The 25,616-nt window shown below is 58.8% G+C and carries 30 protein-coding genes; 2 read left to right on the top strand and 28 right to left on the bottom strand.

The window, feature by feature from the left end:
* Nucleotides 1-318: 318 nt before the first annotated feature.
* Entirely contained in the window at nt 319-2,232 is a 1,914-nt protein-coding gene (locus tag AC515T_RS14160) for an ATP-binding protein (RefSeq protein WP_496532996.1), read from the bottom strand.
* Nucleotides 2,233-2,586: 354 nt separating this feature from the next.
* Here AC515T_RS14160 and AC515T_RS14155 point away from each other — a divergent pair, with 354 nt between their 5' ends.
* Nucleotides 2,587-3,372 carry a hypothetical protein gene (locus AC515T_RS14155; protein ID WP_496532995.1) on the top strand — a complete coding sequence of 262 codons (786 nt, stop codon included), beginning with the start codon at nt 2,587-2,589 and terminating at the stop codon, nt 3,370-3,372.
* Complete coding sequence (locus AC515T_RS14150; RefSeq protein WP_496532994.1) at nt 3,350-3,808, top strand: hypothetical protein; 459 nt, start codon at nt 3,350-3,352, stop codon at nt 3,806-3,808. Before AC515T_RS14155 ends, AC515T_RS14150 begins: the two co-directional genes overlap by 23 nt.
* Here AC515T_RS14150 and AC515T_RS14145 read toward each other — a convergent pair.
* The 27 genes from AC515T_RS14145 to AC515T_RS14015 all read right to left on the bottom strand — a co-directional run bounded on the left by AC515T_RS14145 (nt 3,789) and on the right by AC515T_RS14015 (nt 25,017).
* Nucleotides 3,789-4,298: a lysis system spanin subunit gene (locus tag AC515T_RS14145; protein WP_496532993.1), complete on the bottom strand. Its 510-nt coding sequence runs from the start codon at nt 4,296-4,298 to the stop codon at nt 3,789-3,791. The genes AC515T_RS14150 and AC515T_RS14145 overlap by 20 nt on opposite strands.
* The gene (locus tag AC515T_RS14140) at nt 4,295-4,828 is read right to left on the bottom strand and encodes a glycoside hydrolase family 19 protein (RefSeq protein ID WP_496532992.1); all 534 of its coding nucleotides are present in this window, start codon (nt 4,826-4,828) and stop codon (nt 4,295-4,297) included. Before AC515T_RS14140 ends, AC515T_RS14145 begins: the two co-directional genes overlap by 4 nt.
* A 67-nt stretch (nt 4,829-4,895) precedes the next feature.
* A complete protein-coding gene (locus tag AC515T_RS14135) occupies nt 4,896-5,276 on the bottom strand; it encodes a tail fiber assembly protein (protein ID WP_496532991.1) in 381 nt (126 codons plus the stop codon).
* On the bottom strand, nt 5,273-6,556 hold the full coding sequence (locus AC515T_RS14130; protein WP_496532990.1) for a hypothetical protein: 1,284 nt from the start codon (nt 6,554-6,556) through the stop codon (nt 5,273-5,275). The genes AC515T_RS14135 and AC515T_RS14130 overlap by 4 nt, the downstream gene beginning before the upstream one ends.
* Nucleotides 6,557-6,567: 11 nt before the next feature.
* On the bottom strand, nt 6,568-7,167 hold the full coding sequence (locus AC515T_RS14125) for a YmfQ family protein (protein WP_496532989.1): 600 nt from the start codon (nt 7,165-7,167) through the stop codon (nt 6,568-6,570).
* The gene (locus tag AC515T_RS14120) at nt 7,158-8,195 is read right to left on the bottom strand and encodes a baseplate J/gp47 family protein (RefSeq protein ID WP_496532988.1); all 1,038 of its coding nucleotides are present in this window, start codon (nt 8,193-8,195) and stop codon (nt 7,158-7,160) included. The genes AC515T_RS14125 and AC515T_RS14120 overlap by 10 nt, the downstream gene beginning before the upstream one ends.
* The gene (locus tag AC515T_RS14115; RefSeq protein WP_496533137.1) at nt 8,185-8,583 is read right to left on the bottom strand and encodes a phage GP46 family protein; all 399 of its coding nucleotides are present in this window, start codon (nt 8,581-8,583) and stop codon (nt 8,185-8,187) included. Before AC515T_RS14115 ends, AC515T_RS14120 begins: the two co-directional genes overlap by 11 nt.
* Nucleotides 8,583-9,089, bottom strand: a complete 507-nt coding sequence (locus tag AC515T_RS14110) for a phage baseplate assembly protein V (RefSeq protein WP_496532987.1) — start codon at nt 9,087-9,089, stop codon at nt 8,583-8,585. The genes AC515T_RS14115 and AC515T_RS14110 overlap by 1 nt, the downstream gene beginning before the upstream one ends.
* Nucleotides 9,086-10,201, bottom strand: a complete 1,116-nt coding sequence (locus tag AC515T_RS14105; RefSeq protein ID WP_496532986.1) for a phage baseplate assembly protein — start codon at nt 10,199-10,201, stop codon at nt 9,086-9,088. Before AC515T_RS14105 ends, AC515T_RS14110 begins: the two co-directional genes overlap by 4 nt.
* 3 nt (nt 10,202-10,204) lie before the next feature.
* Complete coding sequence (locus tag AC515T_RS14100) at nt 10,205-11,461, bottom strand: DNA circularization protein (protein WP_496532985.1); 1,257 nt, start codon at nt 11,459-11,461, stop codon at nt 10,205-10,207.
* A 3-nt stretch (nt 11,462-11,464) separates the two neighbouring features.
* Nucleotides 11,465-13,480 (bottom strand): phage tail tape measure protein, encoded by a 2,016-nt coding sequence (locus AC515T_RS14095; RefSeq protein WP_496532984.1) that lies wholly within the window; start codon nt 13,478-13,480, stop codon nt 11,465-11,467.
* Between the two features lie 130 nt (nt 13,481-13,610).
* Nucleotides 13,611-13,907: a phage tail assembly protein gene (locus AC515T_RS14090; RefSeq protein WP_496532983.1), complete on the bottom strand. Its 297-nt coding sequence runs from the start codon at nt 13,905-13,907 to the stop codon at nt 13,611-13,613.
* Entirely contained in the window at nt 13,904-14,251 is a 348-nt protein-coding gene (locus AC515T_RS14085) for a phage tail tube protein (RefSeq protein ID WP_434626194.1), read from the bottom strand. The genes AC515T_RS14090 and AC515T_RS14085 overlap by 4 nt, the downstream gene beginning before the upstream one ends.
* A gap of 60 nt (nt 14,252-14,311) precedes the next feature.
* Nucleotides 14,312-15,808, bottom strand: coding sequence for a phage tail sheath subtilisin-like domain-containing protein (locus AC515T_RS14080; protein ID WP_496532982.1), 1,497 nt, complete (start codon nt 15,806-15,808; stop codon nt 14,312-14,314).
* Complete coding sequence (locus AC515T_RS14075) at nt 15,808-16,014, bottom strand: DUF2635 domain-containing protein (RefSeq protein WP_496532981.1); 207 nt, start codon at nt 16,012-16,014, stop codon at nt 15,808-15,810. Before AC515T_RS14075 ends, AC515T_RS14080 begins: the two co-directional genes overlap by 1 nt.
* Nucleotides 16,011-16,601: a phage tail terminator protein gene (locus tag AC515T_RS14070; protein WP_496532980.1), complete on the bottom strand. Its 591-nt coding sequence runs from the start codon at nt 16,599-16,601 to the stop codon at nt 16,011-16,013. The genes AC515T_RS14075 and AC515T_RS14070 overlap by 4 nt, the downstream gene beginning before the upstream one ends.
* Nucleotides 16,602-16,655: 54 nt before the next feature.
* Entirely contained in the window at nt 16,656-17,051 is a 396-nt protein-coding gene (locus AC515T_RS14065) for a hypothetical protein (RefSeq protein ID WP_496532979.1), read from the bottom strand.
* 53 nt (nt 17,052-17,104) lie between these two features.
* Nucleotides 17,105-17,626, bottom strand: a complete 522-nt coding sequence (locus AC515T_RS14060) for a hypothetical protein (protein WP_496532978.1) — start codon at nt 17,624-17,626, stop codon at nt 17,105-17,107.
* Nucleotides 17,619-17,999: a phage head closure protein gene (locus AC515T_RS14055; RefSeq protein ID WP_496532977.1), complete on the bottom strand. Its 381-nt coding sequence runs from the start codon at nt 17,997-17,999 to the stop codon at nt 17,619-17,621. Before AC515T_RS14055 ends, AC515T_RS14060 begins: the two co-directional genes overlap by 8 nt.
* A 2-nt stretch (nt 18,000-18,001) precedes the next feature.
* Complete coding sequence (locus tag AC515T_RS14050) at nt 18,002-18,553, bottom strand: hypothetical protein (RefSeq protein ID WP_496532976.1); 552 nt, start codon at nt 18,551-18,553, stop codon at nt 18,002-18,004.
* Nucleotides 18,554-18,556: 3 nt separating this feature from the next.
* Nucleotides 18,557-18,889 (bottom strand): hypothetical protein, encoded by a 333-nt coding sequence (locus tag AC515T_RS14045; RefSeq protein WP_496532975.1) that lies wholly within the window; start codon nt 18,887-18,889, stop codon nt 18,557-18,559.
* 48 nt (nt 18,890-18,937) lie between these two features.
* Nucleotides 18,938-20,248 (bottom strand): phage major capsid protein, encoded by a 1,311-nt coding sequence (locus AC515T_RS14040; protein ID WP_496532974.1) that lies wholly within the window; start codon nt 20,246-20,248, stop codon nt 18,938-18,940.
* Between the two features lie 61 nt (nt 20,249-20,309).
* The gene (locus tag AC515T_RS14035; RefSeq protein ID WP_496532973.1) at nt 20,310-21,254 is read right to left on the bottom strand and encodes a S49 family peptidase; all 945 of its coding nucleotides are present in this window, start codon (nt 21,252-21,254) and stop codon (nt 20,310-20,312) included.
* Nucleotides 21,251-22,519, bottom strand: a complete 1,269-nt coding sequence (locus tag AC515T_RS14030) for a phage portal protein (RefSeq protein ID WP_496532972.1) — start codon at nt 22,517-22,519, stop codon at nt 21,251-21,253. The genes AC515T_RS14035 and AC515T_RS14030 overlap by 4 nt, the downstream gene beginning before the upstream one ends.
* Nucleotides 22,520-22,521: 2 nt before the next feature.
* Nucleotides 22,522-22,701, bottom strand: coding sequence for a hypothetical protein (locus AC515T_RS14025; protein WP_496532971.1), 180 nt, complete (start codon nt 22,699-22,701; stop codon nt 22,522-22,524).
* Nucleotides 22,698-24,521, bottom strand: coding sequence for a terminase large subunit (locus tag AC515T_RS14020; protein ID WP_496532970.1), 1,824 nt, complete (start codon nt 24,519-24,521; stop codon nt 22,698-22,700). The genes AC515T_RS14025 and AC515T_RS14020 overlap by 4 nt, the downstream gene beginning before the upstream one ends.
* On the bottom strand, nt 24,484-25,017 hold the full coding sequence (locus tag AC515T_RS14015; RefSeq protein ID WP_496532969.1) for a phage terminase small subunit P27 family: 534 nt from the start codon (nt 25,015-25,017) through the stop codon (nt 24,484-24,486). Before AC515T_RS14015 ends, AC515T_RS14020 begins: the two co-directional genes overlap by 38 nt.
* Between the last annotated feature and the right edge of the window lie 599 nt (nt 25,018-25,616).

Raw genomic sequence — 25,616 nt, 5'->3', positions numbered from 1 at the left:
AAAAACCCCGTAACTCATTGAGCTACGGGGCTTTTAATAGTGGAGGCCGAAGTCGGAATCGAACCGGCGTAGGTGGATTTGCAATCCACTTCACAAAGCTTTGTAGATCAATAGGTTAGCACATAAACCGTTCCGCAAGCGAGTGAATTTTGAATCCGGCAAAGCCACGGCACGCGCGCAGTACGGCGGAGGTTGCGGAACTACTTCTGCGGAAAATCAGGGCTGGTTAGCTCCGGAGGAATTCCGGGTGAACCACGCCCTGTGCAAGCCGGGCTTCGGGCATGCTCACTGGTTTGGCAGGGAAAAACGTCAACCCCATTAGCGGCGAAGGGCATCAAAAGCGCGCAAAAAGAGTTTAGGAATGAATTTTCCTTCCGTTCCACGCACCATGAAATGAGCGAGCTCCTGCGTGACCAAATTCTCATTGCCCCCTCTGCCGATGGGAGTTAAACACTTGTATGTGAGCATGATTTTGCGAGCCAAATCATGTCCGTGATGATTCAGATAGCGCAAATCCGTCATCACGGAAGCCCCACCTATGTACTCCATTTTGTAATTTCGGGCGTTACTCCCCCCAAAAAAACCTTCTATATATCGATCAACGCTGAGCTGTAATAGCTCTGGATCTGCAATCCACTGGCTCACAGCCAAGTGTTTTCCGCAAATTTTTTCCATATTAAAGTTCTTTGGATCGTTCAGGAACACGTACCACATAACACAGACAGGATCATAAACTAAGTTCTCTATTGAGTAGCATATTCCGTCACCAATTACCACGAGACCATCGGCAGCTTCATTTTTCCTATCAGGCGCATCCCTATCCACTACCCCCCTGACAGTTGTAGCGCCGTTATTATGGAGATCACTGATCACGCCTTTAACCAACGTACTACATCCAACCCCATTTAATGACCTAATAAATTTCTCTCTTTGCTCCGCATCTATTTCTTGATTCTTAAAAACGAAATCAAATGTATTTTTAACTAAGTCACCCGGAAGCTTGACCCCCGTCGCAGCAAAGGTCAGGCTAACTTTCGGATCCGCCGAACAACATTGCAAACCTAGATCCAACGCAGCATATACCGCCGCATCGTAATGACTTTCGACATATACCTGCCTGCGATTATTCGGACTTATTGATATTTGCGAAACACCATTTAATAATTTAGCGATAGCTTCGTCCTGGGCGATCTTTCTTATCACGCCTCCATCCACCATACATACAGCCCGCTCGCCTGCAAGAGCAACGGTTGTCGGTGAGTGAGTTGTAATCATAATTTTCGTATTGAATTCAATGGCAACGCTGTTTAGAACCTCAAATAACTGCATGACCATTGACGGATGTAAAAACGCATCTGGCTCGTCGATCAGCAATAGATCTGGCGCATTGATTACGTCTTTGCCCCGCTCTTCAACATTAAATAAGGTAGCAGCAAGACGAAACAACACTTTTTCGCCGGAGGACAAAGACTCAACAGGCACTATTGAACCTGTCGCAGTCTCTACCAACTCCGCCTTATAGTTTGGTTCCAAACCTTCAGGAAGGTTGAATTGAAACTTACCAGCAAACACCTTCCCAAAAATTTCGTTTAACAACACCCAAGGTGGCACATCATTCTCAAGAACACCATCAGCAAGCGCATGCGGCTCTTCGGCTTTTCGGACAGCGAGATAAGCCTCATAATCTCGCTTCTGTTTCCGCCATAAATACTTATTCACAACGGCTGAAACACCTGCAAAGCCGAACAAATCATCTGACGCCGACTCAAAATTAAGCTCGAACTGTTTCTCAGTCAAATCGGCAACACTGACATCTAACTTCTTAGCGATAGAGCGAGCAAGTTTGTATATTTTTTGACGAGATAAAGCTTGATACTCATGAAGCCCCACCCCAGCATATTGATCTAGAAAATTATCCCACTCTCCAACATATATATCCTTTTCCTTAACAAAACCACGAGCTGTCGCTAACGCTTGCTTATCGTACAGCCCTGAAGAAAAATCTTGTTCAATCCCAGGCACTAGATGCAAGCTCTCAATATATCTTATACAGGCGCGAGGTACTAAACCGCCACCCGACCAAGCCTCACTACAACCATTTGAGATGCTTTCGAAAAACCGCGTTTTACCGGAGCCATTCGTCCCAGTTAAAACAGTAACAGGCTCATCAATGGGAAAATCACCAACGAGCAAAAAGCCTTTATATACTTCTCCACCCCTGATCACTAACATAATAAATGGCCGCCACAAGTGAATTTTTAGTATTTCGTTATACTTTAATACTATAGGCTAAATCAACGGTTTGAATTTCTAATTTAATAGTATCGCCGGCGTATCCGCAGCGGCGAGCTGTGGACAGGTACGTCTATGGCTGTAGCTTCTGCTGCCAACCTCAGTACGGATAAACGTCTTTCGACGAATGAAACCAATCAAGTTGGAGACGGTTGTGGACGCAGCGGCCTCTCTACTGCGTCTTGCGGACCGTACACCAATCTAAGCCATACAGCTCGTCGCCTCGCCCTCGCCTGAGCTACCTCGCCTAGATTACTGTACATCCAAACAGCACTTAGCCAGCGAACCCCAATCATGAACTTTGAACAGGCCAAGGCGCTGAGGATCCAGCGATGGCGCGACACCCTTGATGATCACGACTTCAGAATGCAGAACCCAGAGGCGCACCGGTCCTGCCTGCTTGAAGCAAGCGCCCGGTTAGCTGAGGAACGGCTGATTGATCGAATGCAACAGTTCGAGATGGACGAGATGGCGAACGCCGCGTACTGGCACGCCGTGGAAGAGCTGCAATCGACGCAAGTTCTCTATCACGGCGCGTCCCACTACGTTCTTGTTTCACGAGACGGCTCGCCCAGTTTGGGCACGATTCACCAGTCAACATTCACAGAGAGAACCGAGAGCCACCGCATTCACGCCTACGATGGGAAGGTCTACCGACAGGGCGAGAAATTGGAGCTGGTCTGCCGTGGCTCACCAAACGGCGTAATTGAAGGGCTCGTGCTCACCCTGAATGACGGGCGCCAATTCGACCTGGTCGAAACGTCCAGGATGATCAACGGAATTGTTTACCCCGCCATCGAGGATCCTGATATCTATCGCTGGCTTACCGATGCTGTGCAAATCGCACGCGAGAACCGAAACCTGCCGCTGATGAAAAAGCTCCGGCCGTTCGCGGAACTGGCAGGGTTTGTTCAATGCTCGTCGTGCCTGGACCGGTTCGGCGAGCGCGAGGACTGCGGGCAGTGCGACGGTTTGGGGTTTGTCGAAAAACGGCGTTGCCCGGGCAAACTTCCCGCGCTAAGCCACGGTCAACCGAACATGGCCAGCGAACCAGGTGATGAACATGTGCGGCGGAGTTGAAGCAGCTGACAAGAATCGAGCGTACGAACGGGTCAAGGTGTATTTCCCGAACCCCAAGGCAGCGTTTCCCGTGGTGCTTGAAGACGGGACCGACCTTGGGTGGGTGAGATGGGGCCGGCGCCGTGAGGAGAAAGGCACAGGCCCATCAGGGGGATGGGCGAAGCTGGAGACAGTCGAGCGCGGCGAATGGGAGAAGTATCACCCACAGCGGGCCCTGGGCCTGGTGCAGCGATACATGGAGAAGGACGGCGAGCGTGTATCCCATTGGTTCGATATGAACGAAGGCTACGGGCTGGAGTGCCTAGTGCTGGGCGAGGAGGAAAACCGGCGTGTGTATGTGGTCACCACCTCCCCTCCCACAGAGTTCGCCTGGATACATGACCGGTGGCCGATGATAGGCCGGCTCCCCGGCCCTATCACTGACTCAATGCCCTAACATATGCCTGGCACGCCTGCAGCGCGATCAACCCCCGGTCGCCGTCATCGGTGATGGCGATAATTCTTTGAGCATGCGCTGGGTCAAGGTGGGCTCTTGTTCTTCCATGAACCACGCCGCCGGCGCCGGCGGTGGCAGACACTGCGTTGCAACTGGCTGAGTCCTCGAGGAGGACTGACAACCGGACATCAGCAGTAGCAAGGCGATCACGCAGGCGATCTTGATCACGTTGGGCATTGGTCAGTTCCTGATAGTGTTTTTGCTCGCTGACGGATAGTTGCTTTTCCAGCGCCAGGCGCTTGCCCTGCTCTGCTTGAACCTGGCCCGCGGCGGCGCTACTGATCTTTGCCAGGTCGTCCTTATGCAGGCCGGCCTGCTTCGCAAGCTGCCCGCTATACCGCCAGTCCTGCACCTTCCATGTCGCGCTGATCGCCAGGATCAACGCCACGGCCATGCCGGCGATGAGCAGCTTCAACGAGCCGGGCGTCATGCCAGCACCGCCTGCGCCTTTTCCCAGAGGGCCAGCCGGTCAGCCAACCCATTGAGCCCTCCATTTATTCGGCGAGTGATCCTCTCGAACTCGCCGGCATCTGCCAGGGTGTTTAACCCGTGAGTGGACCAGAACCACGCGGCGGACTTCGCGGCCCACTCTGGCTGTTCCAGCAGTTCTGGGTGACTGATCAGGTCAAGACCCAGGGCTTCGCCGCACGCTGCGTAGTTCGCCCGGCCCGTGATTTGGATCAGTCCCCGCCCACGGAATTTGAAGCCGTCGCCTTGTGTGGTGTTGCCGAGGTCTGCCCTGCCCTCATAAAGGGCCTGGGTGGGCGTTGGACCCCAAATTTCACGGACGTAGAGCAACTGGCCGGACTCATGACCGATCTGAGCAATGAAGGCAGCGACGCGCGCCACGCCAATAATCTGGTACCGGCCCATGGCTGTGTTCAGGGCGGGTGCAAAAACGCCGGCTTTCGAGCCGGCGTTAGGGAGTATCAACAGCAACTGCTGTGCGGTAACAGGCATGGCTTTCTCCAGGCAAAAAAACACCCACTCAATGGCGGGTTCTCTGATTACACCTGCTAAAGGATAATTATGGCGCTGGCGGCTCCGGCCATTCCGGAGCCTCAACAGTGATATCTACTTGCAGAAGCGCTCGATAATATGTCTGCCACTCCATCGCATAAACAGTTTCTTCGTCTGTCGCATTGCCTAACTGCAAAGACAATAAAACTGGCGTCATGGATTGCGACGCACCGGCCAAAAGCGAAGCCTTTTTATTTTGCTTTGCCTTCAGGATTGCCTCTGGCTGTAGCTCTGGATGTAAATAAGCCTGATAACGTGGATCATCATCTTGCATTTCAACGATACCGGGCCAAGACTCGTGATCTGGTGGAGCAAATAAAACCGCGATGATACGGGGCAGCGTCTCGTCTGAAAGCTGAACATAAATCTTATTAGTCTCAGCGGTCATATTGAATACCTCCCGATGGTAGCTGTATATGTAGGGGTGCCGGCGGAGTTGCTGGTGGAGATATAAAGCGTTTGCGGCACGGCAATATCGATAGCGTAGTTACCATTTAATGCGCCACCACCAGTTACTGTGCCTGAAATATTCTGTGCTCCGATTGAAGTGTTTGAGGCGGTCACGGTAATGCCACAGGCAGACGTTGTTGTCGATGAATTGGTTAGGCCGCCTGAAACGCTTACAGCATTCAATGGTGCTGCACCAGCCAAGGGAATCGGCGAAAAAACCAGACCGCCAGTGCTGCCGGAAAATACCTGAACCGGATTTATGCTGATGCTACGCCCCGTTTGCGAGAACGGCTTTAACTGGCTTGTTCCATTCGTTGCCAGAACACTGATCAGGGCTGATGCGATATACCCCGAAGGCAGATTGGCACCGCCATAAATTTGCGGTGCTGCGGCTGAAGTAGCATTTACCCCCAAAAGCCGGACAGTCCCAGCTGGCGTGCAAATAGCATAAATTGCCACGAAGCCGTTTATGGGCGCAGTACCCGTATCCATGCCATTGGGGCCAATGTTTGCCAGGTTAATGGTCTGGTTGAGCCCTGAGATACAGTAGCGTAAGCCACCCAGCGCGGTCTCCAAAACTAGCTCGTCGGCCGTGAAAGCTGCGGAGGAGGAAGCCGCATTTATGAACGCTTTAAGATTTCTGCACTGCCCGACCACGCCAGCCACTTGCCCGAACCGAACCGCATGCTGACTGCTAGTCGCCGACGGCACTTGCAGCGCGCCACCAGTGCTACTGATCAGAATCCACTTATCCAACACGGCCGATAGCACCACCGTGCAGTTACCATTTGCAACGATCTCTCCGCCCTGCAAAGGCTGCAACCCCAGTCCAAGGATTTGCTTGGCGACGCCACCAGCTTGTCGAAAGGTGCTGTCACCTGTGTTGTTGTTCTTGGCTTTGAAGCGAAGCACCATTCCGTTGAACACACTGGTAATAACTGGGACGTAAGCTGCGGTATAGGTGTTTGCGGTTCCCGTGTCGTCTCCAAAAGTGCTGAGCGCCGCTTGCTCGATTTTGTAAATAGCCTCCCGCAGCTGAGTATCGACCCCTTCGTCGGGAACAAGCCCGGCAGTGAGAATAACGTTCAAGACCTCGTGGGTGATGGCGTTGCCCCATGCGGAGGGGATCAACGACCCGGGCGTCCCGAGCAACGGGTCTTCATCGACAAACTGGCCATTTACCAGCCCGACGCTGGGAACACTTTTCGGAAAATCCACGCTATTACTCCTCAGTCGTAATTGATGTGCACAACGGTATGTGCCGGCGCTGGGCGCCGGATGGTGCATTCGAGCGGATTTCCAGGGTTCACCCCGAAGCGCTCACCCCAGTAGCTCACACCGAATCGCCGTCCCTGCCGCTGCCGACCGCCAGTGTTGAGCGTCCACATAAACTGCGCGAGCCATGTGCCAAAGTGCGCGGAGCCAAAGCGCGCGCGACCAAAGCGCGGTGCTCGATGTTCGGTAATCGTGGCGTTCGGGTAGCCCTGGCTCACGGCGATCTCGATGAAATACGCCCGGCTCTGCCCGCCCACCTCGACCAGGCGCCGGCGGACAGCAAGACGGCGATCTTCGAAAGCAGGGTTCGGCCCAAGGCACGGGTCCGGCAGGCCCATGATGGCTTCCCAGTCCGGAACCAGTTCGCTGACGCCGGCCGGATCCATCTCGTTGAGCAAATCGACCGCCCGGGCATCGAGGCGCGAGAACTCGACGGACACCCCGGACAGCACCAGGTCAATTTCCGGTACCAGCTCCGGATCCCAGGCCGGGCCTGACGGCAACAGCCCCCGCAACTGTCGGCGGTACTGCTCGGCGGTTCGCGCTACAGCCATGTGATGCCCCCAAAGGTCAGCAACTGATTGGCCGCTGCGGTGACGTTGGCGGATGGCAGAGTCAGGGTGTGGTCGGTTTCACCTGCAGCACCACTGATCGCCTCGCGGATGTGGCTGATCAGCAGGGTTGAGCCCAACCCCGCCTCACGGTCATGCAGGTCGATCAGGTTGGCCGTGATCGCGGCGCGTACGGCCGTGGTATCGGGCACCGGGTGAATGCTGTACGCCAACGGCACACGTACTGGAGCCAGGACGTACAGTTCTGCTGTCACGGGCCGCAGTGGCTCAATGTAGGCTTTCACCTCGGCCAGCTGCGCGGGGGTGGGTACCGGGTCCAAGTCTTCGTCACGCATCACAAATAAACCGACGGTGCCGGGGCCCAGGTAGTTGCCACGGCACCATGCTCGGGTCACGCCTGGGACCTCAAGCGCCCAGGTTTCGTAGTCATCCGCCGAGCCGCCATGCGGAATGATTCGATAGGACCTGACCACGCGCGCGCGTAGCGCCTCGACGCTTTCTTCAGCGATGCCGCCAATCAGGCCTGGCGCCAGCACAGTGAAGGCGTTGGTAACGCCCGCCACAGGCTGCACCAGAGTCAGCGACAGACCGGTGTCTGCGTTGCCCAGCGTCCCAGCATCCACCGCTTCGACCGCGGCGGTGTTGTTCCCGGCGACAGTGGTCACGCCGGTAGTGATGCGATAGCTCCGGCCGTCACCGGCCTGAAGTACTACGTCAGCGTCAAGCACCGCACCCGCAGCCGCCTGGAAGCTGACCAAGCCTTCGGCGGATTGAGCGGGCTTGCGAGGCTGCGCCAGGCGCATCTGCGCGATGCGCTCCAGGGTGTCTTCATCGGCGCGGTCCGGAAGGATCTGCTCGACAATCCAGTCGAGATAGCCGTACAGGCCATAGGCAGTGCCCGCCAGCGTGCGGGCCAGCACCTGAGCATCGGATCGGCGCAGCGATTCGCTGGTCAGGTCGCTTTGGGTGCGATCCACCAGCACCGGCAATGACGGCGTTTCAAACGGCATAGATCACCTGCCAGGAAGGGGTGGGTTGGATTTCAAGCTTGGCGCCGCTGGGCACCGTCAAGACGACGCTGAGGTTCAAGCGGTCGATGTCGGCCCGGGCGCTGCTGATACCGATATCCAGGACCTGACCATCGTCTATGAGCCAGCGCAGGGCCTCGGCGGCGTAGAACTCGGCGTCTCGCTGGGTAGCGTCCGTGAGCTTCACGCGGCGCAGCAGCCACAGGCGGGAGCCGATGCGGTCGTCGGCAGACACGGGGTAACTGTCGCCCCACCAGCCGTACAACTCATCGTCGTCCACCGGGTCGTCAGGCTCGGCCCGGCGCCAGGTGTACAGGCTGATCACCACCGCGCGAATCAGCGCTGCTTCGACAGTGCTCGGAATAATCATCATGCCCCCGGCGCGGGTGCACCGCTCTGCCCGCTACCCGGCTGGGTGCTGGTGTGGACGTGGTCGATTTGGCTGATCCCACCGGCCACCTGGTCGCCCTGCGACACGATCTGGCCCGACTGGGTGATGGTCGGGGTGTCGAAGTTCACCGAACCGCTGGCCTTGATGTTCAGCGTTTCAGTTTCGATGTCGATGATCCGGCCACGCTTGAGGTGAATCTTGTCGCCCTCGTCGGTGTAAATCGCCACCTCGCCTGGCTCCAGTTCCTGAATGCGGTACCGGCGATCGGAAGCAACCAACACCACCGCGTGCGAGCGATCGCCACCAATGAACGCCGTGAGCACTTCGGCGCCAGCCAGCGGATTGCTGGTGAAGCCATAGGGTTCGAAGTGCTCGACATTGTCCTTGAGTTCGCCAGCGGTGAGCCGTAGTTGAAGGGATTGCATTTTCTTGAGGGCGTCGACGAGCACCACGGTGCCGCGGGCCAGCATGTTTTTCACGGTCATTGTTTGGGCTCGTAGTCCGCGGGGATCAGATATTCGAAGTTGTCGGCCTTGCCGCCCTTCTTCAATTTGCGGTTCTTATGCGGGTCATGCGGTTCCGGCTCGAAGCTGTCCGGCGGGCCGACTTCCATCTTCGTGATCATGCCGGCCTCGGTGAGCGTGTAGGTCAAACGGGCAATCAGCATCCACCGGTCAAAGCCGATGATGGGATCGATCACGCGAACCAGCGTGTTGTGCTTCCAGAGCGCACCGTTGGTTTGCCGCCAGCCTTGCACGGTGTAGGTGGTGGCCAGCGCCTTGCCCATGCGCGTGCCGCGCTCCCAATTAGCCCGGGCCTGGGCAAGCTCGTTGGTCATCTGGCCCGACTCCTGAATGATCAGCACCCGCTTGCGGGTGGTTCGGTCATCCGTCAGAACCGCCGACACTTCGGCAGCTGCCTCCCCAAACTCATCGTCTGTGCCCGAGCGCTGGCCGAGCACCTGGTATTCGGAAAACACACCGGAGAAGTCCAGCGGCGCGCCGCCGGTGAGAATGTTCTTGCCGACCTCCAGATGATCAAAGGCCCGCCCCTCACTGCCAGGCCTGGCCAGCACCGCCATCCCCCGCGCGTCATCGGTGCAGAACACCCTGAACAGCGTCAGCAAGCGGTCAATGGATTCGAAGGCGGTCTCGCCCGGCTCGATGGTGTGGTCGGAAAGCTTAGCCCCCTCGGGGATCTCGCTGCGCACGGATATGCCATAAGGCGCCGCGAGCGCCTTTACGATGGTCAGCACACTTTGGTTGTTCCACTGCCCTGGCTTGTTCACCGCGGCGCAGTCAACCAGATCCGCCGTCAGCGAGCGGCCGCTGATCGTGGTCGTGATCTTCTGATGGTCGTAGTCAATCGGTGTGGAAAACACCCAGCCGGTCAGCACCAGGTCATCGCCGATACGCACCTGGCATTTCGCGCCCTGCCGGATCGGCACCGCGACATCCTGCCCCGGCCACTTCCAGGTGATGCTCAGGGAGAAAGACCGGGCCTGATCTTCCAGGCCGGCGGTGATTTCCACCGATTTCCAGCCGGAATAATCCAGACCGTCAACCATAAGGCTGACGGTGTTTTGATCTTCGGCCATGGGTTACCTCTGGGCGATTTTGATCGGCGCCGCCGGAATGAAACCCGGGTGCCGGATTCGGTTGCGCTGCACCACCTCACCGGACCGGGTCGCATCGCCGAAACGGCGATACGCGAGCACCAGAGCGGATGTAGTTTCAGGCGGAGTTATATCCACCAGGCGAACGCCGGATTCAGCGACGGCGGTCAGGTGCTTGACCAGGGCCTGGCGCAACGTGTTCAACACCACGTAATGCGCCGAGTCGGCCTTGAGCGATGCTTCGTAAATTGCCTCGTTGAGCCCGTCGCGCAGCTCGATCACATCGTCAGCCACTGGCACTTCGGGGCGAACCAGCGGCAGGACCGCTTGCTGTTCGACCGACGGTGTTGAGACAGTTGCCACCGGCTGCGATGCGATCGGCATCTCGCTCACGATGAGCGCGATCTGCACCAGCAGCGCGTCCTGAACCAGGTTGGCCGTGGCTTGGGACGCTGCCACCGCATCGACACCGCCCACTTGGCTCACGGTATTGATGCTGGCCACCGCCTCGGCCTGTTGGGTGGTGGTGGCCACCGCGGTGCGATAGCTCGAACTGGTGTCCGAGAAGGCACTGTCCTGGATCGAAAAGTCTTTGAAGTAGCTGGAGAACAGCGACGACAGCGAGTCCGGCGCGTTCATCAACGACTGCACGAACCCCGACAAATTGGTAAACACTCCAACGAACGGGGCGAACTGCTGCTGAATGACCGTGTAGACGTTCGACAGGCTGTTGCGCAACCTGATGAAGCCAAGGCGCGCCTGGTCGACTTTTGACATGGCGGCCTTGTAGCGAGCCAGGGCTGAATCCAAAAGGCTGTCAGAGGCTTTCACCACCTGCTGCTGGCTATTGACCTTGGCAGTTGGAAAGGTCAACGGCTTATCTGGGTAGAACGTCAGATCGAAGCTGACCATACCGCCGGCGGTCAGCTGGTGAGACAAATCACAATCGCCGACCTTCACCTGCATGCGGCCCAGCCAGGGATGAACAAGCTCGCCCGGCCCGGGCGTTTGCAAAGCCTCCAGCAACTTGTCCCGCCGCTCGAAACAATCGTCGCCGATCACCCACGCCGTCATGGTGTGGACCTGGGCCTGCTTGCCGAGCTGTTCGAAGAATGGCTCGTCCCGCTGCGGGTATTCGTGGAGCTGCCCCTTCTGGCCGACCGGTACCGACGCCTGCGGGATCAAGAAACTGATCCCACGAAACGACGCCGGCAACAGTTGCTTGCGCCAATCACTTGCCATGCTCTACCCCCTCATGACGCCCACGGTACGCGTACCGACGTTGGGCTTGATGTTCAGCCCTGGTTGGTTGGTTTTCGGTTGCTCTATCGTCGTGCCCGGCGGTGCGCCGTTCAGGTTGATGTTGAGTTCGCCGTTGAGCTTTTGGCCGTTGGTAGCAGCGGTCTGCTGTAAAAGCTGGTTGTTGCTGATGCCAAACGCCTGGTTGTTCATCGCCTGGCGTGCTGCAGCGGACTGGGTAGCATCTGCCAGCAACAGCTCCCCCGTACCGCCGCCGGCACCCGCGTTGCGTTTCTGCTGGGCTTCGGTGAAAGCGTTCACTTTGTCGGTGGCGTTCTGGATGATGCCTTCGCCGCCATCCCCGCCGCCGAACCACTTCATGATCGGCTCGATGATGGGCCGCAGCTTTTCCCACAACTGCTGGAACCAGGCCGTGATCGGCCCCCAGTTGTTGATGATCATCCCCAGTGGCGACCAGTCGAACATAGTCTTGAGGTGCTCCATTACCGGCGTCGAAAGCGCCATCACTAGATTCCAGGTGGCGGCGAACAGCTCGGTCAGCGGCTCCCAGTTTTTCCTGATCAGGGCAATAGGTCCCCAATTGGCGAAGGCCTTGAAGAAATCCCAAACGGCAAGCACCGGGCCCTGAATGAGCTGCCAAACACGCTCGAAGTACGGCGCCACGATGGACCAGTTGGCAATGAGAACCCCGGCTGCCAGCGCGATGCCCATAACAGCCAGGCCCACGACGGACCTTTTCATAGTCCCGTCCAGCAGCTTCATGGCGAAGATTGCCGCCGTAACCGCAACGCGCAACACGCCATAGGCCACCGCCGCGCCAAGCACCCCCTTGATCAAGCCAGGGTGCTGCGAAGCAAGTGAGGCGAGATTGGAAACCAGCGGCCCCACCAGTGTCATGAAGTCGTTGAACGGCGGCAGCAAAGCGCTGCCCACCTCTACACCAAGCCGATTGACCTTGTTGGTCAGCAGTTGCATGGCGTTGGCAGTGGTCTTGGACCGTGCGGCGAATTCCGCCTCCATGGAACCGGCGAACTTTCCACCGGCGCCGACCGCGGCGAAGCTTTTCTTCAGCAGATCCAGGTTGGTCAGCAACGGAGCGATAGCAGACACCGACTCAGTGCCGAACAACTCAGTCAACAGGCCTGCCTGCTTGGCGGGGTCCACCTTGGCGATGCGCTCAAGCACATCCTCAATCGTGCCTTGGGCGTCCTTTTGCATGCTCCTGGCAACTTGCTTCACATCCAGGCGCAGCGACTTGAAGGCCTTGGCCTGTTGCTTCGTGGCCGAGCCCCCTTTGGTGAGCGCCAGCATAAAGTTCTTCATGCCAGTTGCGGCGACTTCGCTGGGCACGCCCACACCGGCCAGGGTTGCGCCCATCGCTGCGATCTGGCCCGAGGCCAGGCCCGCAATGGCACCGAGCGGCCCGATGCGGGTCACGATGTCGGAGATCTGCGCGGCCGAGGATGGGCCCACGTTGCTCAAGTAGTTGATCTGGTCAGCCAGCTTGACCACTTCTGGCTGCGTCAGTTTGAAGGACGTCCGCCACTTCGCCATCATGTCGCCGGACTGTTCGGCGGTCTGGTCGAACGCAATACCCATCTTCACGGCGTCTTCGGCGAACTGCTTCAGCTCCCCCGCGGCGAAGCCGGCCTGCCCGCCGGCGGCAACGATAGCCGCAATCCCGGTCGCCGCCATCGGCAGCCGCTCAGACATGTCCAGGACATCCTGGCCCATCTGCTCGAACTGCTTTGGCGTTTCGAAGGTGACGACTTTTCGGACATCAGCCATGGCCGTCTCGAATTCCATCGCCGCTCGCGCGCCGGCGATGAACGGAGCGGCAAACGCCCCGCCCTGGACAAGATCCTTAAACCCGATATTGCCCAGGCCCGAGCTGTTCATCTGCTTGCGGAAACCCGCAACGTTTTTGCGAATGCCCGCCAGCGTCGGCGACAGCTTGTCGACGCCGGTGATCAACGCCTTGAGCTGGAACTTATCCGCCATCACTGCACCTGCTGGGCTGCGTTAATTCGTTGGGCGTGCTCCAGGGATTCGCGGAGCACATCCAGTGGCCTGGCCATCATCTGTTCGGGGTCAACCTTCCAGAACCAAGCCAGGTCATAGGCGGCTGCAATCAGGTCGCCGATGGCTGCGACGCCGCACTCATGAAAAAACCGGCGACCGCCCAACTCAGGGCATTCAGGTCGGACAGGTCCAACTGATTCACCGACGACGGAGGAATGCCGGCGCAGACCGCGATGTATTTCGCGGCGACGTCCATGTCCAGGCTGACTTCCTCGTTCTTGTCGATCTTGTACGGCAGCGCCTTGATTGCCCGCACTTCCTGCACAGTGGGCCGGCGCAGAGTGAGCTCGCTCAACGTCTCACCGTGAGCCTCGATCGCGACTTGAAGTTTTTGAACATGACTCATTGCCAGCTCCCTTTGATGCCGTCGAATTGCAGTTCAATGGTGCCGTCGTCCCCTTTCGAGGTGGGCTCGTCCACGAGATAGGCACCGGCCAAGACGTAGACCGTGCCGTTGCTGAACTCGCAGGTGATGGTCATGTCTCGACCGGTTGTGAGGGCCTTGATCGGAAAGTTCGGCGTGTGGATCGCCGTCATCTTCAGGTACGCCGCCAGCTCTTCCTCCTTGAAAAATCCTGGGTAGATTGTTTCGCGCTTCTTATCCATCAGCGGCGCTTCCGCGCCACCGGTGATAGTCAGCTGTTCGCCGTCCACCTTTACGTAAACGGTGCCCGCTACTTTTTGACCCATGGTCTGTGTCTCCAGAATGAAAAAGCCCGCGCTGGGCGGGCTGGGTGTCGTGGGTCGGGGTTACGCCGCTTCGTCGTATTGCAGGCGGAACTGGTTGAGCAGCGCGAAGACGCGCAGGCCGTTGATGTAGTCGGGCGGGAACAGCACGTTGATTCGGCTCGGGTCCTGAGTGTCGCGCTCCACTACCAGGTGTTGCGCGAACAGCTCGGCATTTTCCACATGCCCTTCCAGCTCGAGCTTGGCGTACTGCGCGATCAGCTCGCCACGGATCACCGCCGGCGTCACGATCGGCTGGCCGGCGCCGAACGCGGTGCCGTCGCTTGCCAGCTTGTGGCGGCCGTACTTGCTGGTGATCACGCTACGCATCCGGCGGATGATGAACGCCGACTGGTGCATGGTCTCGCTGTCCAGGTAGGAGTTGTCCGCCTGGCCGTAGGGGTTCTTCTGGTAAGTGGTGATCGAGCGCTGAATGCGCACGTACCCGCCCTCGTAGTATGCCGTCGCGATGCCGTAGGTCAGCAGGGATTGACGCTCGGTCAGCGTGAAGCGATCGCTGGCCGGCGCCGGATCCAGGCCCGGCAGGCTGCCGCTTTGAGTGGGCCGGCTGGCATCCGCCGAGATGAACACCGCTGTGCGCGCCGCCAGGGCCGCCGCCTGCACCCAAACCGGTTGAGGTACACCAGGCTCGACGGCCTGGAGGGTGACGTGCTGATCGTTGCGCGCCTGGCCGGCCGCCACCAGGGTGCCGATGGTGCCGCGCTTGGCGCTGTAGACATGGCCGAACAACTGCTTGGCCCAAGACCAACGGCCGGTGTTGTCGTCCATCGTGTCCTTCCAGACGTTCAAGCTGGTCGTGTCCGACCACGGCATGCAGATGAATTCGAACGGCTCATCACCCAGCGCCGCCGCCGCGTCTACTTGGTCTGGCACACCGACGCCGCCAGCCATGGCCGTGGTGACCACAGTCAGGCCCGCCGGGGTCGTCTCGCCGTTGGACTTGCCCAGACGGTTCATGGACACGGAAATGTCGTTGCCGCTTTCGCCGGTCCACTTGCTGGTCAGGGTCACCACGCCAGCTACCGCAGCCGCGGTCACCGGCAAGTCCGGTGTGGCATTGATCTTCACCGCCAGGGCCGCAGCCGCCACGGTCGGAGTAGCCGCCGAAGGCACGACGGACTGAACCCGGGTACCACCGACGTACAGGTTCAGCAGGCCGGCCTCGGTCGCGGCGCCCGTGATAGTAACGGTAGCCGTCGCCAGGGCGCCGGTTTCGTTCTGCAATGGCAGGCACCAGATTTCCCCAATGGGGTCAGCCTTGCGCCAGGTTTCATACATCGCGGCGAGCATCGACCCCAGGCCGCCGATTTCCTTCGCCAACGCCACGCTCGATACCAGAACCAGTTGGCCGATGCTTTCACTGGTTGCGTTGTCATTGACCTGGGCGACGATCAACCGGCGCATGGCCGACGACGCGCTGTTGGCCGCCGAGTTATCCATCTCCGCGTAGAACAGCGGCACACGGATGTCGGCAGGGATGTTGCTGAATCCGATAGCCATTATTGCGCTTCCTCAGATTTCGCCAGCGGGCCGGCTTTGGTGGTTGGGGCCTTGTCGGCTTTGAGCGTCACGTCGCCATCCGCCTGGCGGCGGCGCCACCAAGCGTTGTCCGGCACCTCTCGGCCTTCCTTCGGCAACAGGTCGCCGGCCTCCGGGTCGGGCACAGAGCGGCCGAAGGCCGGCACCACAGTGATGCGATTGGTCATGGTGTTACGTCTCCAGTGAATTGTGCTTCGATGCGCCCGTCCGGGCCGGGTCGTTTGAGGTTCGGGTCTGCGGGGTCGATGCAGTCCATGTTGATGTGCGCACCGGTGAAGCCCGGCAGGCCGTCCAGTTCGTACTCCTGCCACGTCTCTGGCGGGTCAGTCGGCCGGTTTCGGCCAAGCTGGAATTCCGAGAAGAAGGTGAACTGATAAACGACCCGGGCGCGGCTGATGTGAAGCAGTTCGCCCTTACCGTATTCGATGCGCGTGTACTCTGGGCCAGGCGCCCAGCCGACCAGAGACCGCCACAACTCGGCACGAACGTCGTGTAACAGGTCGTTGTCCTCTTGGCCGCGCTCGTCGGATGTGGCCAGGACTATCACAACAGTGAACTGGTCGGTGATGCTTTGAAGAACCATGTTCTGCGCTTTGCTCGGCGTGGCTGCATCTGCCGAGGCGATCACGTAGGCAGCCGGCAAAGGCAGCTTGGCGCTCTCGACGACGGCGTCCCAGTCAATACCGCCTGTGACTCGTTCGGCAAAGGTTGGGCACGTCTGCCGCAGATGGGCAACGATGGGGGTCACTTTCATGCGTGAATTCCAGGCGTAAAAAAACCCCGCATTTGCGAGGTTTCTGAAGGGGTTTCAGCTCTTACTAAATCTGTCCAACGCTGATTCAATATCGATATCCGACGGTAAAGGCAGGGGCATGGTGCCGATGTCTGTCTCAGTAGCGAATTCCCCCTCCGTCAACTGTCGCGCTTTGCCGTTGATGGGTTTGAATTTACCGCCCTCATAAAGCCATACATCAGGCGCGCTCTTACCAGCTAACGAGACGTTCCAGCAGCCAACCATAGAGCGCGCTCCCATGACCTCGGATTCGCATACAACAGCGCCATTTGGATAGATCTTATGGTCCAGGTAAACAAGCGTGAGGCGATCAAGCGCGGAAGAAGGTGCCTCGCCTACAGGCTCAGCAGCCCTACAGGCTAACGACACAGCCGCAAACGCTATCGAGACCAGCGATATGGATGCTTTCATAGGTAACTCCATGTATTTGAATAGGCGAGCCTAGCCGAAAGTAATCTATTCGGTCATCCAAGGGCAGCGGCGAACGCAGCCGAGAGGATCGATTTAACTTGCGAAGCCGAGTCTTGCAGCGCATCGGCCATGTAGTTGTCGCGGGGCTTGATGCGCCATTCCCCGGCGGCGCGCTCCGCTACCAAGCGAGCCCGAGCTCCTGCAGCGCGCCTGTTTTTCCTACCCTTCCCTTTCCCCGGCGCGAGCTTGCCGGGCCTGCGCCCTTGCTTGACGCCGTAGTGGAGGTAAGCCGGATAGAATTCTTCCATGGCCGAGGTTTTGGTTGGAGAGATGCGCACCAGAAAGCCCGAGCGGGAAACCTTGAAGGTTACCGATTCGACAGTGGCGCCGGTTCTGTTCCTCGGGTAACCATCCTGGCCCTTGCCCAGTACCAGGTTCATCTGGGCTCGCTGGGTGATGAGCTGGCCCACCTTACGCATGCCGGCCCGAATCTTTCGTTTGTCGAAGGCGTCACGCTCGAACTTGTCAAAACCTTCGAAGTGCAGGTAGCCCTCAAGCGAGGCGGAGTTAGACATAGATGCCCCCCTCCGCCTTCACCGGCCCCAGCTCTTCCACTTCAAGAACCGTGAACCGACGATTTCCGTTCATATCCGTCACACGTCGTACCCTGTACAGCGTCGTGCCGTGGAGTACTTCATGGGCATCGCTAATGCCGTTGAGGTAATAGAACGTGACTCGATGCGTAATCTTCGAATCGATTTGCAAGCCAGCGCTATAAACCACTGTCCCTACGGGCTGGATACGAGCCCATCGCCGCTTCTCATCCTTGAAAATTGGGTCGAGCCCCATGTCGCTAGCCGGCGCATCCTGCCTAAGCCTGATAGTGATCCGCCGGTTCAGCTCCGCCGCGCTAGGCTCCCTGACTGTCCCTTGCTCACGCATCACCATGATCAGAACCTCGGCGGAACAGTGATATCGGCCACCAAGTGGTCCAGGAAATGTGAGGGAAGCTCAACGAGCGCCTGCCCGATGACGAACACCTCGGCGTGGCGGACAGCGGTAGCGGCTGCCATAAGCAGCCAGTTGCGCACGCTGGGGTAAGCCTCAAGATCAGCCCCTGCCTTGTATCGGAGCCGCAGTAGCCCTGAAGGACGCCCGTTCGGAAAATATAGGAAACTCTCCCTTGGGCCCTGCCGGAGCTCAAACGCCACGACCTGCTCCACCCAGCTTCCGTCCGGTTGCTGCGCTGCAATGGAGACGATTTCGTTCGCTTGGCCCACATCCAAAGGCCGACCAGATCCAAAGTGCCCCGGCCATTCTTCTTCGTAGATCGCCCCGCGGATTGCGGCACCAGTTTTTGATTCGCATTGACCTGTCACACCCGGGATCACTATTTGCTCGATCAGCTCGGGCTGCAAATCTTCCGGCTCCATTCGGCACTGATAAGCAACTTGGGCAAGGGTCAGGACTGGATCGCCGACGTACTCGATTCGACGGGCCATGGCTTAGGGTTTCTCGTCGGGTTCTTCCGGGTCGACCGGATCGACGGGGTCGATGGAGTCCGCGGGGTCCACTGGATCAACCGGATCAACCGGATCGATAGGATCGGCTGGTTCCATCGGGTTTTTCGACTCAGTCCCTTTCGCCCCTTTCTTACCAGCCGATTTCTTTGCGCCGGCACCAGTAGGCGCCTTTTCAGGAGCCGCAGCGGCTACATAAGCCGTTGCGCGCCCAGACTTGATCAGCGAAGCGGCGGCATCCCTGTCGAAGCCAGCGATTTCACCAATGGCGTAACCACGCCATTCCTTTTTGAAGGTCACAATCTTCGTATCGGTCATGATGCTACCTGTATGAAGGTGGCCCCACCACGCGGCGGGGCCCAGGGATTACATTCCGGCGCCCCAAGTGATGCCGGTACCCACTGAAATCGACTCGACGTGACGCGGGCCAAAGTCGTGCTTGCTGATCACGCGGATCAAAGTCTGGTCGCGCTGGAACGCGCTCACGGTATTACCGGCGCCGTCCTTGTAAGACGCCTCGGTACTGATCGCAATCGCCAATGTAGTGTCTTCACCGATGTAGCAATCGGCGAAGTTCACGAAGTAGATCTCCGACTCGTTACCGCCAACACCCAGGTTGACCGGCACTTGAGTCGTCAATGCCGCCGGATAGCCCTTTAACATGCCGCTGTCGATTTCCGGATATGCCTTGTTGCCGTTGCCGTCGCGGAGCGACTGCAACCAGCGAATGGTTCGTGGAGCCATGATCCAGCCACAGCCAGCAAGGTCGACGTTGGCGCCTTCCAGGCGCAACATCATGCCGCCCAGGTACAGGTCAACGATGGCGAGCGTTGCACCCGCAGGCGCTCCCATAACATTGCCAGGCAGCGCCCAGTAGCGCAGGCCCTTCGGCAGCGACCCAGTACCAGCACCACGAATGAAGTGAAGGTCTTCCGACAAGCCCATGCTGACCGCCAGATCACTGCTGACCTGAGAGTCGATGCGAGGGTTGACGCCTGCATACGCCAACAGATCGTTGGAAATAGGCACGATCGCGGCAGCCTTCTTGGCCGAGAGCTTGAGGTCACCGAACTGCATATCAGTGATCGCAATGTCTTCCTCGGTGCCCAGGTATGTCACCTGGGTATTCCCCAGCACGCGGGGCATAGTCAGGTTGCCGTTATTCAGCGGCAGGCTGATCGCGCCCATCTTGCGCACCACGGACTTGGGCCGAAGCGATTCGATAACGCTGGTGCTGAAATTCTCTGGTACCAGCACTCCGCCGGAACCCGGGGTAACGGTAGATAGCGCCATGTGCACGTCGGCGCCGTAGCCACCCGTCTTGGCCATCTCAGCAGCGACGTGTTGATTGCCGCCTGCCTGGACCATCAGACGCACCATCTGCGCCATCGCAACACCAGGTTTGGTGGGTTCGCTATGCACGGATACGTGCGTAGGAGAACCCTTGTTGCCTTGCGCGCTCTCCTCAACAGGCACCGCAGTAGCAGCCGCAAGACGCTCGGCGCTTTCGGCGCGAGTGATCTTTGCTGTCATTTCGTTGATCTGAGTTTCCAGCTGCGCAAACTGCGCGAGCTGCTCGACGGTGAGGCTGGCGCCACCAGCCTCGACCTGGGCCAATGCCTGGACCTGGGCAACCAGCTGGGCGCGTTCGCTACGCATTTGAAGTACAAGGGACATGGTGCCTCCTGGGCATTAAAAAACCCGCACATGGCGGGTTCGACGACTGCCGCGAACGCGGTCAGATCAGGGTTTGCAAATGGAGTGCGGACGCACGGACAGCGATGCGGCCTGGCTGGCGGGTCGCCCGACTTACGGCGACCGCCTGGGACAAGTCGTCAACGGCTTGTTGCGGGCTTTGAAGGCGGTCGGCCAAACCGGCGTTGATGCCGGCCTGCCCTCGGTAAAGACCCGCCTCAGTAGCGATGACCTGTTGCACCGGGAGCCCCCGATAATCAGCCACCGCGTTGACAAAGAGCTGATAGCTTTCCTGCACGACGTCGTTGAGGTATTGCAGTGATTGGTCGCTCAATGGTTCATGAGGGGTGAGGTCGTTTTTGTGAGCGCCTGCAAAAACCGTCGTCACCTTGACGCCCATTCCCTCTTCCATTTTTGAACGGTCCATGTGACTGGCGATCACGCCGATCGAACCGATACCACTGGTCTGGCTTACGACCAGTTCGGTGCATGCCGAACCGAGTAAGTAGCCACCGCTGTAGGCCATGAAGTTGACGACGCCGGTGATGGGCTTTTGCTGGGTCATGGCACGGATATCTGCCGCCAGCTCAAACGCGCCTACCGCCGATCCGCCCGGGCTGTCGATGTCCAGTACGATACGCTCAACCATCGGGTCAGCTACCGCGTTGCGAAGTTGTGCCCGAAGTGACTCGTAGCTGGTCATCGTTTCGCACATGCCTATATGGCTGCCGCGGCTCACCAGGACACCGCTGACCTGGATCACTTCAATACCCGTCCGGGCGATGGCGGTGCGGCGCTCTTCTTGCTGCTGGGCGATACGGTCTATTCCGTCATCGCCCCACAGCGCTGGGTTTCCCCCGCTACCGATGTTCACGATGTTCAAACTCATCGCCTGGTTGGCCCAGCGCACACCGAGGTCCAGCATGTCAGGCGTTACCAGCAGCGGCTGATTGAACAGCAGGCTGGAGGCTCGCAAGTAATTTTTCATTGAGCGAGAATCCTCTCGATTTCGGCGTGTTGCAGCTCAAGCTGCGCCCGCACGTTGGGGTTGGTAAGGTCAGCCTTGCTTTTGCCCGCGTCCACCATGTTCAGTGGTTGCAGGTAGATGTCGCCGCCAGGTACCGGCGGCATGTTCTCCAGCCGACGGATGTCGTTGACGCTCAGCCATCCCCATTGCCGACCAATCGCGTAGGCTTCATAGCGGCTCTTCTGATCGCCACGTAACAGGCCCGAGAGATTGAATTCGATGAAGTAATTGCGGCGATCCGCAGGCAAGAGAAAGTCGCGCATCATCGACTGTTCGTGACGTTTGACCCACGGCAGCAACGCGAACACCACGAACTGAATCATCAACTGCTCAAGGGTGTTGTAGTTGGACTTCTCCAGGTCGTTGACCATGGGTAACGGGATCTTGTAGATCCGGGCAATATCGGTACCGGTGGTTTTCAGTATCCCCAGCACTTCGGCGTCGACGTTGTTCATGGAGACGGGCTTGAAAGTCATGCCCTCTTGCAGCAAGGCGACCTTTTTGGCGTTGTCCATCCCGCCGAATTTCTGGCCCCACTGATCGACAATCTTGTCGATGCTGCTCTGATCCTTGATCGCAGGCGCCTCACGTGGGCGCTCGATGACACCGGATACTGAAACCCCGTTGGCGAAGCTTTTGCCCGTGTACTGCCTGACCGCTTGGGCCAACCCCAGCGACTCGGCATGCACTTCAATGGGCGACAGCCCGACATAGTGGTTCGTGCTGAACCAGCGCACGTGATGGATCATCCGCATCGGCAACGCTTCGCCCCCACCAATCCGGTAGTACGGGAGCATGTCGCCGCCCTTCAGCACTTGCACCTTGTCGTTACAGAGCGGCCAAAGAGCGGTGATGTTTCCATCCTCCCGACGATCAATGAAGCTGTAGCCGTTGCCCCTTAGCCCTGCCGCCCCTTGCATGCACTCTCGATACTCATAGGGCGTTTGAAAGCCGTTGGGCTGATAGCGCAGCACGTCATACGCGGGGTGACTGACGGCGGCTTCCCGCTGGCCTTTGTCCATTCGCCGATAGAGTTCACAGGGCAACTGTCCCATGGTTTCCGCCAGGAGTGTCACGCAGTTCTGCAGGATCGGAAGGCCCAGGGCCGATTCAGGGGTAACCCTCACCCCGGAGCTGTTGCGGCCACTTCCGATCAAGCTCCGCCACAACCCGCTCCCCACATCCGTCAGGTTTCCGCGCTCGCCGAGCAGGTTTGAAAAAAACATGCTCAACCTCCTTTTGGCTTGGAGTGCATCGCGGCGGCCGCCCGGTCAGCGAGCTTTGCCCAAAAGATAAGGCTGCAGCCGGCCACGATGCAGGCGGCTGGAATGTGGACCATCGCCACGCCGGTTATCAACAAACCGAACCCCAACAGCCCTGCCAACCAGGACAGGATGACCAACTTCATATGCCAACCCCTTCGTCATAGACAGATGTGCCACCGCCCACCGCGGCCTTGCCGCTGATACCGGTAGCCATGATTGCGGCAACAATGCCGTCGATGCGGCCGGTGGCCTTAGCCTTGTCGGCCTTGCGGTTGCTGGCTGGGTCAGAAACGATTACCGCGTTGCCCGCATTCCAGGTCATTACTGGGTTGCCGTCATGCCGCAGGGTTTCGACTGTCTCGCTTTCGAGCAGCTCCCACTCACTGGGGTCCAGGTCTATTACTTCGCCGCCCTCGGCCTGGGCAGGCAGGCCCAGCAGGCGCCGCTCAAACTCATCAACGGCGGGCCCCATGTCCTTGAAGCCTTGGCCGAAACCCACCATTTCCGGCAGAGTGATGTCGTATTCCGACATCAATTGCAGCAGATCCTCTATTCGCCAGCGGTCGTAGGCGATGCGCTCCACGCCAAAGTAGGCCGTGATTTTTACCAGGCGCCGCAGCACATGGAGCTTACTAATTGCGCGGCCAGGAGTCGTTTCAAGGTGCCCGTCCTTGATCCACATTGCATACGGCACCTTGTCGCGATCCTCACGGCCTTGCAGATCGTCGTCCGGGATCCAGAAGTACGGCAGCACGCGCCAGTGTGGATCGTGCGGCGCCGGCCAGAACAACAGAACGAACGCCGTTAAGTCCGTGGTGCTCGCCAAATCCAGCCCGCCGACGCAGCGCCGATTACGCAACATCCGCATCGGTACTCGCTCTTCCGCCTGCTTCCAAACCGCCCACGAAATCCACGGGGCGTCGGCCTGAGTCCACTCGCAGAAATTCAGGCGCCGCACTACCGACTCTTGGGCCGGCAACCCTCGGGCGGCCTTCACCTGCTCGCGCAAGTATTTGCGACCCGGGATGCCATCGGCCTGGCCTTTGGCGATGTGGTCGAGCGACGGGTTGACCTTCGCCCAGCAGCTTTCATCCTTGAACGGATCGTCGCCTTCGTCGAGGGAGCAGATGAATGCAAAGAAGCTGTCGTCATCCTCAATGCCGGCGCAGATCCGCACGCCCAGGTCGTGATACTGACCGCACACCGTTTTCTTGTCAGAGCCGCTGTTGGTGATCATCACCACCATGGCCTTGCGGCGGTTCTTGGTACCGGCGCGCATCATGTTCACGGTGGCAGCGGTTTTGTGTTCGTGCACCTCATCAAGCAAACCGATGTGAGGCCGCGGGCCTGACTTGCCTTCGTCGGCACTGATTGGCCGGAAGAACGAATTGGTGTTGGGATAGAAAAGGTTCCACACCTTTTCGTCGCGCCCCGACTGCACCAGCCGCGAACGAAGTTTCTTCGACATGTCTACCATCGACACGGCGTCGCGAAACAGGATCATCGCCTGATCGCGTTTGGTTGCGGCGGCATAGATCTCGGCGCGCTGTTCTCCGTCGGATACCAGCCCATACAAGCCGATGCCGGCCACCAGCGGGCTCTTTCCTGAGCCTTTACCGGTTTCGATGTAGCCCAATCGAAAACGGCGGAACCCATCCACTGTCATCCAGCCGAATAGACTGCCGATGACAAATGCCTGCCACGGGGCCAGCAGGAAGGACATCCCTTCGTAGTCGCCACCGTTGAGGCAGAGCACCTCCTCGAAAAAACCAATGGCGCGGTTGGCCTTAGCCAGGTCCCAGATCAAGCCGCGAGACGGGCCGAGTTTCAGATCCTGAAGATGCCGCTTGCAGGCGTTTCGGACATCAGGACCAGCGACGATATCGCCAGCCAACACCGCCAGGGCGAACGCGCTGACTCGGTCATCAGTTGAAGTACTTGTCTGCGGCGTCTCGTTGCTCATTGGGGAATAGCTCACCTTGCGGCGCCGCCGACGTTTTCAGATTGCGCCGGGACATAGGCGACAAGCCGAACTGGGCGCCGGCGGCGTTGGCGCGCTTCTCGGCGTCGTTCGCGAGCTGGCGAAGGACGTGCATTTGCTGCGCGCCGGTTTTGAAGGTCTGGATGTCGCCGCCCAGGGCATCATCGGAGGCGGCGTTGCGCTTCGTGATAAGCCGCTGGTACCGACGCCAATCAGCGGTCGCCTGGCAGTAGGTCGCCAAGGCCATCGAATCCAATTCAGAAACAATGCCCAGGGAAATCAGCGCCGGTACCAACTGCTCCCACTCCGCGACTGCATCAGCCGAAAGCACGTCCGGCATCGGCGGTGCGCCAACCGGTACCGGTGGCGCCGCTACCTGCGCCAGAAGATCGCTGACGTTTTCACGACCTCGATTGCCTTGCAGCAATTTCAGCGCCGCCGGCGTTCCAGGGCGACCTGAGTTTCCGTTTCCGGCCATAAATACCTCTAACTTGTTGATACCCCCCCTCCCTCATTTTTCCCGACTTTGCGTAAAGAGGGGGGCGAGCGGTCTAGGAGAAAGTCGGGAAAGAAGTTTTTCACCCCCCCTGCCCCAAGGGTGCCATTTTTTGGTGCAAGGCCTGGGCGGGCCTTCTCTCCCAGCGCGAACTGACCCAAGGATTAGTCCGGTTGAGGATCATGTCTCGTCCAGCCTTGACGCTTGGCGATTCGCGGAGGCAAAAAGCACAACTGATTACCACGCCAGCGATCTGGATGCAGTGCCAGAAACCCTGATTGGAGCAAGGGTTCAAGCAGCTTCATTGCCGCTCTCTGCTCTTCGCTGTACCCGATAACATCATCCGGGTCTGGGTTTTTCGGTGCGCGGAACTCAACGCCACTAAGATTCATGATGATTTCCTATTCCAGTGGTGACCCGGGTCCAGCGGCAGACCTTGTGCGTTGCAACCAGGGAGGCGCCCGCTCTTCTCAATCCGTTGCTTGGTCGAGTCGTGACAGAACTTACAGAGGCCGGACCAGTTGCTGGGATCCCAGAACAACTTCCACGCCGCCTTGATGCGGCCCGGGTCCCCACTGTCC

It is taken from the genome of Pseudomonas sp. FSO-7 (genome assembly GCF_059579345.1).
This window is presented reverse-complemented; position numbering and strand designations above follow the sequence as displayed.

Coding starts and splice junctions, on each gene's coding strand:
- AC515T_RS14115 (WP_496533137.1), bottom strand. CDS start 8,583: ATGATTATTCCGAGCACTGTCGAAGCAGCGCTGATTCGCGCGGTGGTG.
- AC515T_RS14045 (WP_496532975.1), bottom strand. CDS start 18,889: ATGACCGATACGAAGATTGTGACCTTCAAAAAGGAATGGCGTGGTTAC.
- AC515T_RS14075 (WP_496532981.1), bottom strand. CDS start 16,014: ATGACCAATCGCATCACTGTGGTGCCGGCCTTCGGCCGCTCTGTGCCC.
- AC515T_RS14120 (WP_496532988.1), bottom strand. CDS start 8,195: ATGCCGTTTGAAACGCCGTCATTGCCGGTGCTGGTGGATCGCACCCAA.
- AC515T_RS14145 (WP_496532993.1), bottom strand. CDS start 4,298: ATGACGCCCGGCTCGTTGAAGCTGCTCATCGCCGGCATGGCCGTGGCG.
- AC515T_RS14055 (WP_496532977.1), bottom strand. CDS start 17,999: ATGGTGATGCGTGAGCAAGGGACAGTCAGGGAGCCTAGCGCGGCGGAG.
- AC515T_RS14110 (WP_496532987.1), bottom strand. CDS start 9,089: ATGACCGTGAAAAACATGCTGGCCCGCGGCACCGTGGTGCTCGTCGAC.
- AC515T_RS14035 (WP_496532973.1), bottom strand. CDS start 21,254: ATGAAAAATTACTTGCGAGCCTCCAGCCTGCTGTTCAATCAGCCGCTG.
- AC515T_RS14015 (WP_496532969.1), bottom strand. CDS start 25,017: ATGGCCGGAAACGGAAACTCAGGTCGCCCTGGAACGCCGGCGGCGCTG.
- AC515T_RS14100 (WP_496532985.1), bottom strand. CDS start 11,461: ATGGCAAGTGATTGGCGCAAGCAACTGTTGCCGGCGTCGTTTCGTGGG.
- AC515T_RS14155 (WP_496532995.1), top strand. CDS start 2,587: ATGAACTTTGAACAGGCCAAGGCGCTGAGGATCCAGCGATGGCGCGAC.
- AC515T_RS14085 (WP_434626194.1), bottom strand. CDS start 14,251: ATGGGTCAAAAAGTAGCGGGCACCGTTTACGTAAAGGTGGACGGCGAA.
- AC515T_RS14030 (WP_496532972.1), bottom strand. CDS start 22,519: ATGTTTTTTTCAAACCTGCTCGGCGAGCGCGGAAACCTGACGGATGTG.
- AC515T_RS14095 (WP_496532984.1), bottom strand. CDS start 13,480: ATGGCGGATAAGTTCCAGCTCAAGGCGTTGATCACCGGCGTCGACAAG.
- AC515T_RS14105 (WP_496532986.1), bottom strand. CDS start 10,201: ATGGCCGAAGATCAAAACACCGTCAGCCTTATGGTTGACGGTCTGGAT.
- AC515T_RS14080 (WP_496532982.1), bottom strand. CDS start 15,808: ATGGCTATCGGATTCAGCAACATCCCTGCCGACATCCGTGTGCCGCTG.
- AC515T_RS14090 (WP_496532983.1), bottom strand. CDS start 13,907: ATGAGTCATGTTCAAAAACTTCAAGTCGCGATCGAGGCTCACGGTGAG.
- AC515T_RS14125 (WP_496532989.1), bottom strand. CDS start 7,167: ATGGCTGTAGCGCGAACCGCCGAGCAGTACCGCCGACAGTTGCGGGGG.
- AC515T_RS14150 (WP_496532994.1), top strand. CDS start 3,350: ATGAACATGTGCGGCGGAGTTGAAGCAGCTGACAAGAATCGAGCGTAC.
- AC515T_RS14065 (WP_496532979.1), bottom strand. CDS start 17,051: ATGAAAGCATCCATATCGCTGGTCTCGATAGCGTTTGCGGCTGTGTCG.
- AC515T_RS14050 (WP_496532976.1), bottom strand. CDS start 18,553: ATGGCCCGTCGAATCGAGTACGTCGGCGATCCAGTCCTGACCCTTGCC.
- AC515T_RS14140 (WP_496532992.1), bottom strand. CDS start 4,828: ATGCCTGTTACCGCACAGCAGTTGCTGTTGATACTCCCTAACGCCGGC.
- AC515T_RS14020 (WP_496532970.1), bottom strand. CDS start 24,521: ATGAGCAACGAGACGCCGCAGACAAGTACTTCAACTGATGACCGAGTC.
- AC515T_RS14060 (WP_496532978.1), bottom strand. CDS start 17,626: ATGTCTAACTCCGCCTCGCTTGAGGGCTACCTGCACTTCGAAGGTTTT.
- AC515T_RS14160 (WP_496532996.1), bottom strand. CDS start 2,232: ATGTTAGTGATCAGGGGTGGAGAAGTATATAAAGGCTTTTTGCTCGTT.
- AC515T_RS14025 (WP_496532971.1), bottom strand. CDS start 22,701: ATGAAGTTGGTCATCCTGTCCTGGTTGGCAGGGCTGTTGGGGTTCGGT.
- AC515T_RS14070 (WP_496532980.1), bottom strand. CDS start 16,601: ATGAAAGTGACCCCCATCGTTGCCCATCTGCGGCAGACGTGCCCAACC.
- AC515T_RS14040 (WP_496532974.1), bottom strand. CDS start 20,248: ATGTCCCTTGTACTTCAAATGCGTAGCGAACGCGCCCAGCTGGTTGCC.
- AC515T_RS14135 (WP_496532991.1), bottom strand. CDS start 5,276: ATGACCGCTGAGACTAATAAGATTTATGTTCAGCTTTCAGACGAGACG.